This is a genomic window from Pseudomonas sp. PDM15 (assembly GCF_014851565.1).
Classification (GTDB): Bacteria; Pseudomonadota; Gammaproteobacteria; order Pseudomonadales; family Pseudomonadaceae; genus Aquipseudomonas.
Genome location: NZ_JACVAA010000004.1, coordinates 466,080 through 480,885 on the forward strand (window position 1 = coordinate 466,080; position 14,806 = coordinate 480,885).

Annotated in this window: 11 protein-coding genes, 2 pseudogenes and 1 riboswitch; of the genes and pseudogenes, 5 read left to right on the forward strand and 8 right to left on the reverse strand. The window is 66.0% G+C overall.

Features of this window, described 5'->3' with window-relative positions:
* Positions 1 to 49: 49 nt before the first annotated feature.
* The 3 genes from IB232_RS13575 to IB232_RS13585 all read right to left on the reverse strand — a co-directional run bounded on the left by IB232_RS13575 (position 50) and on the right by IB232_RS13585 (position 4,010).
* Positions 50 to 1,543 carry an alanine/glycine:cation symporter family protein gene (locus IB232_RS13575; protein WP_192399151.1) on the reverse strand — a complete coding sequence of 498 codons (1,494 nt, stop codon included), beginning with the start codon at positions 1,541 to 1,543 and terminating at the stop codon, positions 50 to 52.
* Positions 1,544 to 1,764: 221 nt separating this feature from the next.
* Positions 1,765 to 2,484 carry a 16S rRNA (uracil(1498)-N(3))-methyltransferase gene (locus IB232_RS13580; protein WP_192399152.1) on the reverse strand — a complete coding sequence of 240 codons (720 nt, stop codon included), beginning with the start codon at positions 2,482 to 2,484 and terminating at the stop codon, positions 1,765 to 1,767.
* Between the two features lie 119 nt (positions 2,485 to 2,603).
* Positions 2,604 to 4,010 carry an adenosylmethionine--8-amino-7-oxononanoate transaminase gene (locus IB232_RS13585; protein ID WP_192399153.1) on the reverse strand — a complete coding sequence of 469 codons (1,407 nt, stop codon included), beginning with the start codon at positions 4,008 to 4,010 and terminating at the stop codon, positions 2,604 to 2,606.
* A gap of 242 nt (positions 4,011 to 4,252) precedes the next feature.
* Here IB232_RS13585 and IB232_RS13590 point away from each other — a divergent pair, with 242 nt between their 5' ends.
* Together IB232_RS13590 and IB232_RS13595 are read left to right on the forward strand one after the other, a co-directional pair.
* Entirely contained in the window at positions 4,253 to 4,807 is a 555-nt protein-coding gene (locus tag IB232_RS13590; RefSeq protein ID WP_192399154.1) for a cytochrome b, read from the forward strand.
* Positions 4,808 to 4,825: 18 nt separating this feature from the next.
* A complete protein-coding gene (locus IB232_RS13595; RefSeq protein ID WP_192399155.1) occupies positions 4,826 to 5,401 on the forward strand; it encodes a YceI family protein in 576 nt (191 codons plus the stop codon).
* Positions 5,402 to 5,509: 108 nt separating this feature from the next.
* Here the strand turns inward: IB232_RS13595 and IB232_RS13600 are convergent, their stop codons facing one another.
* The 5 genes from IB232_RS13600 to ahcY form a co-directional block, all read right to left on the reverse strand.
* Positions 5,510 to 7,396 carry a DEAD/DEAH box helicase gene (locus IB232_RS13600; protein WP_192399156.1) on the reverse strand — a complete coding sequence of 629 codons (1,887 nt, stop codon included), beginning with the start codon at positions 7,394 to 7,396 and terminating at the stop codon, positions 5,510 to 5,512.
* 199 nt (positions 7,397 to 7,595) lie between these two features.
* Positions 7,596 to 8,366: a substrate-binding periplasmic protein gene (locus IB232_RS13605; protein ID WP_192399157.1), complete on the reverse strand. Its 771-nt coding sequence runs from the start codon at positions 8,364 to 8,366 to the stop codon at positions 7,596 to 7,598.
* A gap of 59 nt (positions 8,367 to 8,425) precedes the next feature.
* Entirely contained in the window at positions 8,426 to 9,802 is a 1,377-nt protein-coding gene (ppnN, locus tag IB232_RS13610) for a nucleotide 5'-monophosphate nucleosidase PpnN (RefSeq protein WP_192399158.1), read from the reverse strand.
* 108 nt (positions 9,803 to 9,910) lie between these two features.
* Positions 9,911 to 10,756, reverse strand: a complete 846-nt coding sequence (metF, locus tag IB232_RS13615; RefSeq protein WP_192399159.1) for a methylenetetrahydrofolate reductase [NAD(P)H] — start codon at positions 10,754 to 10,756, stop codon at positions 9,911 to 9,913.
* 60 nt (positions 10,757 to 10,816) lie between these two features.
* Positions 10,817 to 12,205, reverse strand: a complete 1,389-nt coding sequence (gene ahcY, locus IB232_RS13620; RefSeq protein WP_225592289.1) for an adenosylhomocysteinase — start codon at positions 12,203 to 12,205, stop codon at positions 10,817 to 10,819.
* A gap of 23 nt (positions 12,206 to 12,228) precedes the next feature.
* Positions 12,229 to 12,328, reverse strand: a riboswitch (S-adenosyl-L-homocysteine riboswitch).
* A 374-nt stretch (positions 12,329 to 12,702) separates the two neighbouring features.
* On the opposite strand from ahcY, the pseudogene IB232_RS23950 reads away from it, so the two are divergent.
* The 3 genes and pseudogenes from IB232_RS23950 to IB232_RS13635 all read left to right on the forward strand — a co-directional run.
* Positions 12,703 to 13,299: pseudogene (locus IB232_RS23950) on the forward strand (type IV pili methyl-accepting chemotaxis transducer N-terminal domain-containing protein); the annotation flags it as partial.
* Positions 13,300 to 13,560: 261 nt separating this feature from the next.
* Positions 13,561 to 14,157: pseudogene (locus IB232_RS23955) on the forward strand (methyl-accepting chemotaxis protein); the annotation flags it as partial.
* A gap of 241 nt (positions 14,158 to 14,398) precedes the next feature.
* Positions 14,399 to 14,803, forward strand: coding sequence for an acyl-CoA thioesterase (locus IB232_RS13635; RefSeq protein ID WP_192399162.1), 405 nt, complete (start codon positions 14,399 to 14,401; stop codon positions 14,801 to 14,803).
* Positions 14,804 to 14,806: the final 3 nt, after the last annotated feature.

Here is a 14,806-nt window from a genome sequence, read left to right on the forward strand (position 1 = left end):
AAAAAGCCCCGGACCTTGCGGTACCGGGGCTGTGCTCACAGGCGGCGACTCAGCGCTGGATTTCCGCGCGACCCTGGGGTTCGGCGGCGTGCTCGGCAGCGAGGTTGTCCTCGGAGGTCTGTGCGCCCCAGTAGTCGGCGTTCTTGATGCCCAGTTTCTCCGGGTGGAACACCGGCTCCTTGCCCTCCTTCTGCTGCGCCTCGTAGTCCTTCAGGCATTTGAACGCGGTCCTGTGCATTAGCAGGATGGCGGCGATGTTGAGCCAGGCCATCAGGCCTACGCCGAGGTCGCCCAGGCCCCAGGCCAGGTCGGCGGTCTTCACCGTGCCATAGACGGTGGCGGCGATGATGCCGACCTTCAGCAGCAGGGTCAGCACCGGACGGTGCACCTTGCGGTTGATGTAGGCGATGTTGGTTTCGGCGATGTAGTAGTAGGCCACGATGGTGGTGAAGGCGAAGAAGAACAGCGCCACGGCGACGAAGATGTTGCCGAAGCCGGGCATGATGTTTTCCATCGCCGTCTGCACATAGCCAGGACCGGCGGCCACACCGGCGATGCCGGTGAACAGAGCGCTGCCATCCGGCGCCTGGACGTTGTACTGGCCGGTGATCAGCAGCATGAAGGCGGTGGCGGAGCACACGAACAGGGTGTCGACATACACCGAGAAGCCCTGCACCAGCCCCTGCTTCACCGGATGGCTGACGGCGGCAGCGGAGGAGGCATGCGGACCGGTACCCTGGCCGGCCTCGTTGGAATACACGCCGCGCTTGACCCCCCACATGATGGCCAGTCCGAGGATGGCGCCGAAGCCTGCATCCAGGCCGAAGGCGCTCTTGAAGATCAGCGTCATCACGCCCGGCAGCTTGTCGATGTTCAGCATCACGATAACGCAGGCCACCAGGATGTAGCCCAGGGCCATGAAGGGCACGACGAACTCGGCGAAGCGCGCGATGCGCTTGACCCCGCCGAAGATGATCAGGCCGAGCATGATCGCCAGCACGGCGGCAGTGGTATTCGGATGCACGCCGAGGGCGGTCTGCACGCTGGAGGCGATGGAGTTGGCCTGTACGCCCGGCAACAGCAGGCCGCAGGCGAAGATGGTGACGATGGCGAAGAGCCAGGCGAACCATTTGATGCCCAGGCCCTTCTCGATGTAGAAGGCCGGGCCGCCACGGTATTGGCCGTCCAGTTTCTCCTTGTAGACCTGGCCGAGGGTGGACTCGACGAAGGCCGAGCTGGCGCCGAGGAAGGCCACCATCCACATCCAGAACACCGCGCCCGGGCCGCCAAAGGTGATAGCGGTGGCGACGCCGGCGATATTGCCGGTGCCGACGCGGCCGGCGAGGGTCATGGTCAGGGCCTGGAACGAGGTGATGCCGTGTTCGTCGGTGCGCCCGTTGAACATCAGGCGGATCATTTCCTTGAAGTGGCGGACCTGCAGGAAGCGTCCGCACAGCGAGAAGTACAGGCCTACGCCGAGGCAGAGGAAGATCAGGGCGGGGCTCCAGATGAGCCCGTTGAGGGTAGAGACCAGTTCGTTCATGTAGCACTCCTTGTGCCGCGGGTTCGGCGACACACCCTTGTGGGGAGCGTGTGTCCGGGCGAATTGTTATTGGAGGGAGGCCGGCGCCATGCGCTCCGGCCTCGGTCGGAACGGCAGCGGAATAGACCCGCTACCGCTTCGGCGCGCAGAGCATGCCAGAGGCGGACGAGCTTGCCATCAGCTCAGGTCACATCCGTTGCATCCGGCGACCAGAGCCGGCGTCAGAAGTCGCCCCACAGCTGCTGGGCCACTGCCAGAGCTACGACCGGTGCGGTCTCGGTGCGCAGCACACGCGGGCCGAGGCGGGCAGCGTGGAAGCCGGCGGTTTTGGACTGTTCCACTTCGGCGTCGCTGAGGCCACCTTCCGGGCCGATCAGAAAGGCCAGGGTCGCCGGGCGGGCGTGGCTGGTCAGCGGCTCGGCCACCGGATGCAGGACCAGCTTGAGTTCGGCGTCGCTGTGCTTGAGCCAGTCGGCCAGCAGCATCGGCGAGTGGATGACCGGCAGCACCGAGCGGCCGCACTGCTCGCAGGCGCTGATCGCCACCTGGCGCCAGTGGGCCAGGCGCTTGTCGGCGCGCTCGTCCTTGAGGCGCACTTCGCAGCGCTCGGAGACGATCGGAGTGATCTCGCTGGCGCCCAATTCGGTGGCCTTCTGGATCGCCCAGTCCATGCGTTCGCCACGCGACAGGCCCTGGCCCAGGTGCACCCGAAGGCTCGACTCGGTCTGGCCGGCAAACTGCTCGCGTAGCTCGACCCGCACAGCCTTCTTGCCCACCTCGATCAGCTCGCCGAGGTACTCCTGGCCGCTACCGTCGAACAGCTGCACGGCATCGCCCACCGCATGGCGCAGCACGCGGCCGATGTAGTGCGCCTGGGCCTCGGGCAGCTCGTGCTGGCCGAGAGAGAGCGGGGCGTCGACAAAGAAGCGGGATAGGCGCATGGGCAAGGACCTGGGGGCGAGGCGCGCATTCTAGCCGTAGGGTGGACGACGCTCTACCCGTCCACCCACCAGAGGCTATCGGGAGGTGAGCTGCGCGTCATCCACCCTGCTGTCGAGGTTCAGCCCGGATCGCGATGGTTGGGGTACAGGTCGCTGGCCACGCTGACGCTGGTCGACTGGCGGGTGGCGATATCGATGCCTTCGCTGGCCACCTCGGCGAGGAAGTCGATCTGCTCCGGGGTGATCACGTAGGGCGGCAGGAAGTACACCACGCTGCCCAGCGGGCGCAGCAGGGCGCCGCGCTCCAGGGCGTGCTGGTAGACCGCCAGGCCGCGGCGCTGCTGCCAGGGATAGGCGACCTTGCCGACCTTGTCCCGCACCATTTCGATGGCTAGGGCCATGCCGGTCTGGCGCACCTCGGCCACATGCGGATGGTCGACCAGGTGCGCGGTGGCACCGGCCATGCGTGAGGCCAGGGCCTTGTTGTTCTCGATGACATTGTCGTCGCGGAAGATGTCCAGAGTCGCCAGGGCGGCGGCGCAGGCCAGCGGGTTGCCGGTGTAGGTGTGCGAGTGGAGGAAGGCGCGCAGGGTGGCGTAGTCGTCGTAGAAGGCTCCGTACACCTGGTCCGTGGTGAGCACCGCGGCCATCGGCAGGTAGCCGCCGGTCAGCGCCTTGGACAGCACCAGGAAGTCCGGGGTGATGCTGGCCTGCTCGCAGGCGAACATTGTCCCGGTGCGGCCGAAGCCGACGGCGATCTCGTCGTGGATCAGGTGCACGCTATGGCGGTCGCAGGCCTCGCGCAGCAGCTTGAGGTAGATCGGGTGGTACATGCGCATGCCGCCGGCGCCTTGGATCAGCGGCTCGACGATCACTGCGGCGACTTCGTGGGCGTGCTGCTCCAGCGTCTGCTCCATCGCCGCGAACAGGTTACGCGAATGTTCTTCCCAGCCCATGCCCTCGGGGCGCAGGTAGCAGTCCGGGCTCGGCACCTTGATGGTATCTAGCAGCAGGGCCTTGTAGGTGTCGGTGAATAGCGCCACGTCGCCGACCGACATGGCCGCCACCGTCTCGCCGTGGTAGCTGTTGGTCAGGGTAACGAAGCGCTTTTTCTCGGGCTTGCCGGTGTTGATCCAGTAGTGGTGGCTCATCTTCAGCGCCACCTCGATGCCCGAGGAGCCGTTGTCGGCGTAGAACACCTTGTTCAACCCGGCCGGTGTGATCTGCACCAGGCGCTCGGACAGCTCGACCACCGGCGCGTGGGTGAAGCCGGCCAACATCACGTGTTCCAGGTTCTCCAGCTGATCCTTGATGCGCTGGTTGATGCGTGAATTGCCGTGGCCGAACACGTTGACCCACCAAGAGCTGACGGCATCGAGGTAGCGCTTGCCGTCGAAGTCCTCCAGCCACACACCGTCGCCGCGCCTGATCGGAATCAGCGGCAGGCGTTCGTGGTCCTTCATCTGGGTGCAGGGGTGCCACAGCACGGCGAGGTCGCGCTGCATCCACTGGCTGTTCTGGGTCATGGGGCTTCTCCGAAACGAATGCGGGTGAGACTACCAGAAGGCCCTCGGCGATACGCCGCTCGCCGTTCGTCCTCGGAGAGGCGCCGCTCAGAGCCGCCGCGATGAACCCGGCGAGGTGCTCGCGGACTAATTCGGCGGTGCGCAACTATCTGTTTACTCGATATTTCGAAGCGAAAATTTCCGCTTTTATTCGATGCGTTTGCCGCTAGGCTGTCCTTCATCCCCTGGTACGGAAACATCTCATGCAGTGGCGCAACTCCAATTCCACCTATGGCCTGGTCAGCATCGCGCTGCACTGGCTGGTGGCCCTGGCGGTGTTCGGTCTGTTCGGCGTCGGCCTGTGGATGGTCGGCCTGGACTACTACAGCGGCTGGTACCGCACGGCGCCCGATCTGCACAAGAGCGTCGGCATCACCCTGTTCGTGGTCATGCTCGCCCGTGTCGCCTGGCGCTTCCTCAGCCCACCACCGCCGGCCCCGGCCAACCATGGCGCTGTTACCCGCCTGGCCTCCAAGGCCGGCCACGCCTTCCTCTACCTGGCGCTGTTCGTGCTGATGCTCAGCGGCTACCTGATTTCCACCGCCGATGGCCGTGGCATCCCGGTGTTCGGCCTGTTCGAAGTGCCGGCCACACTGACCAGCATTCCCGACCAGGCCGACATCGCCGGCGTGGTCCACGAATACCTCGCCTGGGCCCTGGTGATCTTCGCCGGCCTGCATGCCCTGGCGGCCCTAAAGCACCATTTCATTGACCGTGACGCCACCCTGGTGCGCATGTTCGGTCGCACCGGCAAGTAACCCACAAGGAGACTGTTAATGCTCAAGCAATCCCTCGCCGCCCTGACCCTGGGCGCTGCTCTATTCGCTGGCCAGGCCATGGCCGCCGACTACGCCATCGATAAGGAAGGCCAGCACGCCTTCATCAACTTCAAGATCAGCCACCTGGGCTACAGCTGGCTGTACGGCACCTTCAAGGACTTCGACGGCAGTTTCAGCTTCGACGCCAAGGCGCCGGAAGCCAGCAAGGTCAGCGTCAAGATCAACACCGCCAGCGTCGATTCCAACCACGCCGAGCGTGACAAGCACCTGCGCAGCGGCGACTTCCTCAACGTCGACAAGAACCCGACCGCGACCTTCGAGTCCACCTCGGTCAAGAGCACCGGCGAAGGCACTGCCGACATTACCGGCAACCTGACCCTGAACGGCGTGACCAAGCCGGTGGTGATCGCCGCCAAGTTCATCGGCGAAGGCAGCGACCCATGGGGCGGCTATCGCGCTGGTTTCGAGGGCAGCACCAAGGTGAAGCTGAAGGACTTCGACATCCAGAAGGACCTCGGCCCGGCTTCCCAGGAGGTGGAGCTGATCCTGTCCGTCGAGGGTGTTCGCCAGTAACTAGGATTGGCTGTGCGGTGGCCAGGCGGCTACCGCGCACGATCCTCGCCACCTTTCTGGTGGCACAAAAAAGCCGGCCCCAGGGCCGGCTTTTTCATGGCGCGAGGATTACTCCGCCGCGTCGCTCTTGCGCGTCAGCAGCGCTGGCTTTTCGCTGCGCGGACGGCTGTCCTGCAGGCTTTCCAGCTGCTCCATGGTCGGCAGGCGCTCACCCTTGCGGATGATCAGCGGCTGCTTGGTCGCGCGGCTGTCCTGCACGGCCGGCTCCTGGCGCTCGTAGCGCGGCTCGTCGCGACGACCGCCGCCCTGGCTGCGCTGACCGCCCTGGCGCTGACCACGGTTCTGGCCCTGGCCGCCACCCTGGCGCTGCCCGGCAGGCTTGCCCTGACGCTGGCCGCCCTGAGCGCCACCGCCCTGGCGCTGGCCCTGCTGGCCGCCACCCTGGCTGCGCTGACCTTGGCCCTGACCGCCACCCTGGCCGCCGCCACGACGCGGATTGCGTCCCTGCGGCTTCGGCTGGGTCGGGACGTAGTCGGCGCGGTTGCCGAAGTTGTCGAACTCGTCGTCGAGGAACTCTTCCGGATCGCGATTGGGTTGCGCCGCCGGAGCTGACGCTTGCGCCTGCGGCTGACGTGGCTGACGCGCCTGCTGGCCCTGTTGCTGGCCTGGCTGCTGCTCGCCGTCGCCCTTGCCCTTGCCGCGGCGACGCTTGCGCTTCTTGCCCTGGCCTTCGCCGGCTTCGCCAGCGGCCTTGGGCTCGTGCTTGGCTTCATGACGCGGCTTGTCGGCGCGCGGCTGGCGCTCGGGGCGCGGGCCTCGCACTTCCGGCTTCTCCGCCTCGACGGTGGCCGGGTCGAAGCCCTGCATGTCGCCATCGGGGATGCGCTGCTTGGTCAGGCGCTCGATGGCCTTGAGCAGCTTCTCCTCGTCCGGCGCCACCAGCGAGATGGCCTCGCCGCTGCGGCCGGCACGGCCGGTACGGCCGATGCGGTGCACATAGTCTTCCTCGACATTGGGTAGCTCGAAGTTGACCACGTGGGGCAACTGGTCGATGTCCAGGCCGCGGGCGGCGATGTCGGTAGCGACCAGGATGCGTACCTGGTTGGCCTTGAAGTCGGCCAGGGCCTTGGTGCGGGCGTTCTGGCTCTTGTTGCCGTGGATCGCGGCGGCCGGCAGACCGTGCTTGTCCAGGTATTCGGCCAGGCGGTTGGCGCCGTGCTTGGTGCGGGTGAACACCAGCACCTGTTCCCAGGCACCGATGGTCACCAGGTGGGCGAGCAGGGCGCGCTTGTGGCTGGCCGGCAGGCGGAATACGCGCTGCTCGATGCGCTCGACCGTGGTGTTCGGCGGCGTGACCTCGATGCGTTCGGGGTTGTGCAGCAGCTTGCCGGCGAGGTCGGTGATGTCCTTGGAGAAGGTCGCCGAGAACAGCAGGTTCTGGCGCTGGGCCGGCAGCTTGGCCAGCACCTTCTTCACATCGTGGATGAAGCCCATGTCGAGCATGCGGTCGGCTTCGTCGAGCACCAGGATCTCCACGTGGGAGAGGTCGATGGCCTTCTGGTTGACCAGGTCGAGCAGGCGACCGGGGCAGGCGACCAGGACGTCGACGCCCTTGGCCAGGGCCTGCACCTGCGGGTTCATGCCGACGCCGCCGAAGATGCAGGCGCTGACGAATTTCAGGTCGCGGGCATACACCTTGAAGCTTTCATGCACCTGGGCGGCCAGTTCGCGCGTCGGCGTCAGTACCAAGACCCGGGGTTGTTTCGGACCGTGGCGGTGTTCGCGGTCTGGATGGCCATTGGGGAACAGGCGCTCCAGAATCGGCAGGGCGAAGCCCGCGGTTTTACCGGTACCCGTCTGGGCGGCGACCATCAGATCGCGGCCTTGCAACACGGCGGGAATGGCCCGCTGCTGCACAGGAGTGGGTTGGGTGTAGCCGGCAGCTTCTACCGCATTGGCTAAAGCCTCGGAGAGACCGAGGGAAACAAAGGACATGAGTCATCCTGTCATATTGGGGCGAAGGCCCATTGGGGAAGTTGCCTGGCTTGAATCGCTCTTGCTGAACGATCCCGTCCGGTACTGCTGGGCGATGGGTTGCCGAGCATCCGGGCGCAAGCCTGGCGGGAGCCCGGAGTATAACAGAGCAACATGGCTACGCCGCTAGCTGCCCGTCGCCTGATTTTCGTGGCCTGGATCAATCCCTGGCGGCGACCGGCGCATCAGCCGGCTCGGCATAGCGCGCCTGCAGACGGGCATAGACCGGCTCGCGCTTGAAGCGACGCAGTTCGCTGGCGAAGCGCTCGGCCAGGGCCGCCAGTTCCGGCGTGCGGCGCAGGGCCAGGTACAGGCGGTCCTCACCGACGGCCTTGCGGTTGTAGCCGAGCTGCGCGCCAAGCCCCATGCGCGCGGCCAGATACATGCCGGCGCGGCGGTCGTTGACCACCAGGTCCACGCGCTGGCGCACCAGCTTGCCCAGGTTGGCCTCGTGGCTCGGTGCCTCCTCGCGGCTGAACAGGCGCGAGTCGCGGAAGGCCTGGTCGTTGTACCAGTAGCCGGGCGAGGTGCCGATCAGCAGGTCGCGCAGGTCGTCCAGTGAGCGATAGGGGTAGGGCCGCTGGCGCGCGTAGAACAGCACGAACTCGACGTCCGACAAGGGCTCGTCGACGAACAGCATCTGCGGCTCGCGCTCGGCGATGCGGAAGATGTCGAGGATGCCGTCGGCCTGGCCCTGCTCGAACGCCAGTAGGCAGCGCTTCCACGGCAGGAACTGCCACTCGACCTCCACGCCCAGGCGGCGCAGTACTTCGGCGCTGATCTCGTAATCGAGCCCGGTCGGCTGACCGTTCACCTCGTAGACGTAGGGAGCCCAGGCCTCGGTGACGATGCGCAGCGGCTCCGCCCGCGCCGTGACGGCGAGGCAGAGCAATAATGCGGCGGCGTAAAGCTGGCGCTGGAATAATGGCATTGCGCCAGAGTAGCGGGATTGCCTCTGCCGCAACAGTGATCAATTGGTCGAATACGGGACTAACTGACCACCCGGTAGCAGGGCACATAGGCGCTGCCGCCCGGCAGCTTCATGCGGTGCTGCTCGACGAAGGCCTGCAGCAGGCGGTCGAGCGGACGCATGATGGTCGGGTCGCCCTTGATCTCGTACGGGCCGTGCGCCTCGATCATGCGGATGCCGTGGGCCTTGACGTTGCCGGCAACGATGCCGGAGAAGGCGCGGCGCAGGTTGGCGGCCAGCTCGTGCAGCGGCTGCTCGCGGGTCAGGTTGAGCGCGGCCATGCTGGCGTGGGTCGGCTCGAACGGGCGCTGGAAGCCTTCGTCGATCTTCAGCAGCCAGTTGAAGTGGAAGGCATCGTTGCGCTCGCGGCGGAACTGCTCAACGGCGTGGATGCCGGCGGCCATCTGCCGGGCCACTTCGGCCGGGTCGTTGATGATCATCTGGTAGCGCTGCTGGGCCACTTCGCCGAGGGTCTCGCCGATGAACTCGTGCAGCTGCTTGAGGTAGGTCGACGCGCTCTTCGGCCCGGTGAGGATCACCGGGAAGGGCAGCTCGGCGTTCTCCGGGTGGGTGAGGATGCCCAGCAGGTAGAGGAATTCCTCGGCCGTGCCGACCCCGCCGGGGAAAATGATGATGCCGTGGCCGACGCGGACGAAGGCCTCCAGGCGTTTCTCGATGTCCGGCAGGATCACCAGCTCGTTGACGATGGGGTTGGGCGCCTCGGCGGCGATGATGCCGGGCTCGGTCAGGCCCAGGTAGCGGGCGCCGACGATGCGCTGCTTGGCGTGGGCGATGGTGGCGCCCTTCATCGGCCCCTTCATCACGCCCGGGCCGCAGCCGGTGCAGACGTCCAGGCGGCGCAGACCGAGTTCGTGGCCGACGCGCTTGGTGTACTTGTATTCCTCGGTGCTGATCGAGTGACCGCCCCAGCACACTGCCATCCGCGGCTCGACGCCGGCGCGCAGGGTGCGGGCGTTGCGCAGCAGGTGGAAGACGTAGTCGGTGATGCCCTGGGAGCTCTCGAAGTCGATGCGCTGGTTTTCCAGCTCGCTCTGGGTGTAGACGATGTCGCGCAGGGCGCTGAACAGCATTTCGCGAGTGCTGGCGATCATCTCGCCGTCGACGAAGGCGTCGGCCGGAGCATTGCGCAGCTCCAGGCGGATGCCGCGATCCTGCTGGTGGATGATCACCTCGAAGTCCGGGTAGGCCTCGAGAATGGTCTTGGCGTTGTCGCTGTGCGAGCCGGTGTTGAGGATCGCCAGGGCACACTGGCGGAACAGGGCGTAGATGGTGCCGGAGCCGGTTTCGCGCAGTTGCTGCACTTCGCGCTGGGAGAGGGTTTCGAGGCTGCCCTTGGGGCTAACCGAGGCGTTGATCTTGTTGCGTACCAGAGTCATCGAGGCTTCCGTGTCGGACGCGCGCCCGCGTCGGAATGGCGGCGCGCAGGGGGTGTCTGGTATGAGATCGCGCCGCCGCCGCGAAGTTGCTGCGGCGGCGCGCTCGCCTCAGCGGGGCAGCTTGAGGTTGTTCCAGATGGCCAGGCTGGCGTCGGCCTGGTTCAGGGTATAGAAGTGCAGGCCCGGCGCGCCACCTTGCAGCAGGCGCTCGCACATCTCGCTGACCACCTGCTCGCCGAAGGCCTGGATGCTCTCCAGATCGTCGCCGTAGGCTTCCAGCTGCTTGCGGATCCAGCGTGGGATCTCGGCGCCGCAGGCGTCGGAGAAGCGCGCCAGCTTGCTGTAGTTGGTGATCGGCATGATGCCCGGCACGATCGGCAGGTCAACGCCCAGCTTGCGTACGCGCTCTACGAAGTAGAAGTAGCAGTCGGCGCTGAAGAAATACTGGGTGATGGCGCTATTCGCACCGGCCTGGCACTTGCGCACGAAGTTCTGCAGGTCGTCCTCGTAGCTGCGCGCCTGCGGGTGCACTTCCGGATAGGCGGCCACTTCGATATGGAAGTGATCACCGGTCTCGGCGCGGATGAACTCCACCAGCTCGTTGGCGTAGCGCAGCTCGCCGCTGGCCATGCCCATGCCCGATGGCAGATCGCCGCGCAGGGCGACGATGCGCTTGATCCCGGAATTCTTGTACTGGCTGAGCAGGCTGCGCAGCTCGTCCTTGCTGTCACCGACGCAGGACAGGTGCGGCGCGGTCGGCACGCCGACATCGCCATCCAGCTGCAGCACGGTGTTGAGGGTGCGATCGCGGGTGGAGCCACCGGCACCGTAGGTGCAGGAGAAGAAGTCCGGGTTGTAGCCGGCCAGCTGGCGGGCCACGCCCATCAGCTTCTCGTGGCCGGCGTCGGTCTTGGTGGGAAAGAACTCGAAACTGTAGCGACGTTCTTGCGACATATATCTGGTCCTTGCAGACACGAAGAAGGCGGGGCGTTGCCGCCCCGCCTTCCCGGTGCATCAGTAGCGGTAGGCGTCCGGCTTGAACGGGCCTTCGACGGTCACGCCGATGTACTCGGCCTGCTTCGCGGTCAGCTGGGTGACCACGCCGCCGAAGCCGCGCACCATCTCCAGGGCCACTTCCTCGTCCAGCTTCTTCGGCAGCACTTCCACGGTCAGGCGGGCGGCCTTGTCGGCGGCCGACAGGTTGGCGAACTTGGCGCCGTACAGGTGGATCTGCGCCAGTACCTGGTTGGCGAAGGAGCCGTCCATGATTCGGCTCGGGTGGCCGGTGGCGTTGCCCAGATTCACCAGGCGGCCTTCGGCCAGCAGGATCAGGTAGTCCTCGTTGCGCGGGTCGAAAGCGCCTGCGCCGGTGCGGTGGATCTTGTGCACCTGTGGTTTAACCTCTTCCCACGCCCAGTTCTTGCGCATGAAGGCGGTGTCGATCTCGTTGTCGAAGTGACCGATGTTGCACACCACGGCGCGCTTCTTCAGGGCCTTGAGCATGTTGGCGTCGCAGACGTTGACGTTACCGGTGGTGGTGACGATCAGGTCGATCTTGCCCAGCAGAGCCTTGTCGATGCTGGCCTCGGTGCCATCGTTGACGCCGTTGAGGTACGGCGAGGCGACTTCGAAGCCGTCCATGCAGGCCTGCATGGCGCAGATCGGGTCGATCTCGGAAACCTTGACGATCATGCCTTCCTGGCGCAGGGACTGGGCGGAGCCCTTGCCCACGTCGCCGTAGCCGATGACCAGGGCCTGCTTGCCGGACAGCAGGTGATCGACGCCGCGCTTGATGGCGTCGTTCAGGCTGTGACGGCAGCCGTACTTGTTGTCGTTCTTGCTCTTGGTCACCGAGTCGTTGACGTTGATCGCCGGGACTTTCAGGGTGCCGGCCTTGAGCATGTCGAGCAGGCGATGCACGCCGGTGGTGGTCTCTTCGGTGATGCCGTGGATCTTGTCCAGCATCGCCGGGTAGCGCTCGTGGATGATCTGGGTCAGGTCGCCGCCGTCGTCGAGGATCATGTTGGCGTCCCACGGCTGGCCATCCTTGAGGATGGTCTGCTCGATGCACCACTCGTACTCTTCCTCGGTCTCGCCCTTCCAGGCGAATACCGGGATACCGGCTGCGGCGATGGCGGCAGCGGCCTGGTCCTGGGTCGAGAAGATGTTGCAGGACGACCAGCGAACCTCTGCACCCAGCGCGATCAGGGTCTCGATCAGCACGCCGGTCTGGATGGTCATGTGGATGCAGCCGATGATCTTGGCGCCCTTGAGCGGCTGCTCACCGGCGTACTTGCGGCGCAGGCCCATCAGCGCCGGCATTTCCGACTCGGCGATGATCAGCTCTTTGCGGCCCCAATCGGCCAGTGAAATGTCGGCGACTTTGAAATCGTTGAAAGCCATGCAATAGCACTCCATTCGTTGTCTGCGAATGGGCGCCGTTGATGCGTATGGTTAACGCCCCATCCGAGCCTGACAGGTGAAAGCCACACGGGTCTTTCGTCTGCTGCAGCGCCCCTCGGACAGGTGGCGGGCACGAGCGGACTGAGCCGATCGCGTGAAGCCCGGCGATTATAGCCAGCCTGACCGCGTTGCCCAAGGTCTTCCGTCGTCATCCGATGGGGCGCTTGCGGCCGTGTCTGCACGGTTCTGGTGCGAAATGGTGCTCCTGACCGTCCGGACAGGGCTCTCTCGGGCGCTGGCCATGAATTTGCTTGGCCCGGGTATTGGTAGCCGGTTTGGTTGCCGCTCTGCCCGGAGTCATCGCCATGTCGCCCACCCGTTTCTTCGACAACCTGCTGCGCATGCTGGGCATGCGCACCCTCAGCCAGCAGTTCCTGTTCTCCTATGCGCTGATGTTCGTGCTCGCGGTCACCGCCTCGGTGGCGCTATACCTGAGCATGTCGGTGTCGCCGGAGACCATCAACGTGGCCGGCGCCCAGCGCATGCTCAGCCAGAAGATGACCAAGGAGGCGCTGCTGCTGCGCCAGGGCGCCAGCCAGCGCACGGCGCTGGATGCCACCATCGCCCAGTTCGACCAGGCCCACCGTGACCTGCTGGCCGGCAACCCCGCGCGCAATATCAGCGTGATCCAGGCTCCGGCGATCCAGGCGCAGATGGCCAAGGTCGGCCAGCTGTGGAGCGCCTTCCGCCCACGCCTGGAGCAGGCCGCCGGTGGTGGTGACGCCGATCTGGGCGCGCTGGAATCGGCCTCGCTGACCCTGCTCAAGGAGATGAACCAGGCGGTGGGGCTGATGGCCGCGCATGCCGAGAGCTCGCAGCGCCGGCAGATGTGGCTGGCCTTCGCCTGCGTGCTGGGAATCCTGGCCCTGGTGGTGCTCGGCCGGCAGTTCGGCCTCAGCCCGCTGATGCGCGACCTGCGCGCGGTGGAGGACGCGCTGACCCGGGTCGGCGCCGGCGACTTCACCGGCGCCCTGCAGGGCGGCCAGGCGGACAACGAGATCGGTCGCATCTTCGCCGGTTACAACCGCATGCAGGAGCAGGTGCGCGCGCTGCTGGCGCAGGTCAAGGACAGCGGCGAGCGCACCCGCCGGCATGTCGATCAGGCGGCCAGCGCCGCCGGTGCGGCGGGCGAGGACGTGCGCCAGCAGCACGAGGATCTGGACCAGGTGGCCACGGCGATGAACGAGATGAGCGCCACCGTGGCCGAGGTCGCGCGCCACGCGGTGGGCGCTGCCGACTCGGCTCGTGGCGCCGACGGTCACGCCCGCTCCGGCCAGCAGGCCGTGCGGCGCAGTGCCGAACTGATCGAGGCGCTGACCGGCCAGCTGCAGCACAGCGGGCGCCAGATCGAGCAGCTGGAGGCGGAGACCGCCGGTGTCGGTCAGGTGCTGGAGGTGATCACCGGCATCGCCCAGCAGACCAACCTGCTGGCGCTCAACGCGGCCATCGAGGCGGCGCGGGCCGGCGAGGCCGGGCGCGGCTTCGCGGTGGTCGCCGACGAGGTCCGCACCCTGGCCAGTCGCACCCAGCAGAGCACCGGCGAGATCCAGGCGATGATCCAGCGCCTGCAGGACGGTGCGCGCCAGGCGGTGCTGGCGATGCAGCAGAGCGAGGGCATGGCGCGGCAGAACCTGCAGCACATCGGCGAGGCCACGGCGGTGCTCGGGCATATCGTCGGCGCGGTGGACAGCATCAATGCGATGAACGCGCAGATCGCTACCGCCGCCGAGCAGCAGAGCCAGGTGGCGGCGGAGATCGACCAGCGCATCGTGCATATCTCCGGCCTGGCCGAACGCAGTCACGGCGATGCCGACCGGGTGGTGGAGGCGAGTGCGGAGATCCAGGCCGAGGTGCGCCGGCTCAACGAGCACCTGGATCGCTTCCGCACATGAGAACCAGCTTACGATCTCCTGGCTCGCGGCCATACGGCGTTAAAAACGGCATCGGAATGCTCATTTACCACTCGTAAACTCCGCTTCCTCTGCCGTTTTTGCCACCCTCTGGCTCTAATCCAGAAGACCGTAAGCAGGTTCTGAGGGGCTATCGGGCCGATTGAAAACCTTGCCGGGACAGCGGCGCCGCTGCGGTTCATCCTGTCGCTCGAAACTGACCGACCAGACAGGAGAAGTGGCGATGAAATTCCACACGCGCAAATGGGTGAAACCCGAAGACCTCAACCCCAACGGCACCTTGTTCGGCGGCAGCCTGCTGAAATGGATCGACGAGGAGGCGGCGATCTACGCCATCATCCAGCTCGACAGCCAGAAGGTGGTGACCAAGCTGATCTCCGAGATCAATTTCGTCAGCTCGGCGCGCCAGGGCGACATCATCGAACTGGGCATCACCGCCACCGAGTTCGGCCGCACGTCGCTGACCCTGCGTTGCGAGGTGCGCAACAAGATCACCCGCAAGAGCATCCTGACCATCGACAAGCTGGTGTTCGTCAATGTGGATGCGGAAGGGCTGCCGGCGCCCCATGGCAAGTCGCAGATCAGCTACATCCGCGACCGCTTCCCGGAGCAGGCTGCGGCATCCTAACCC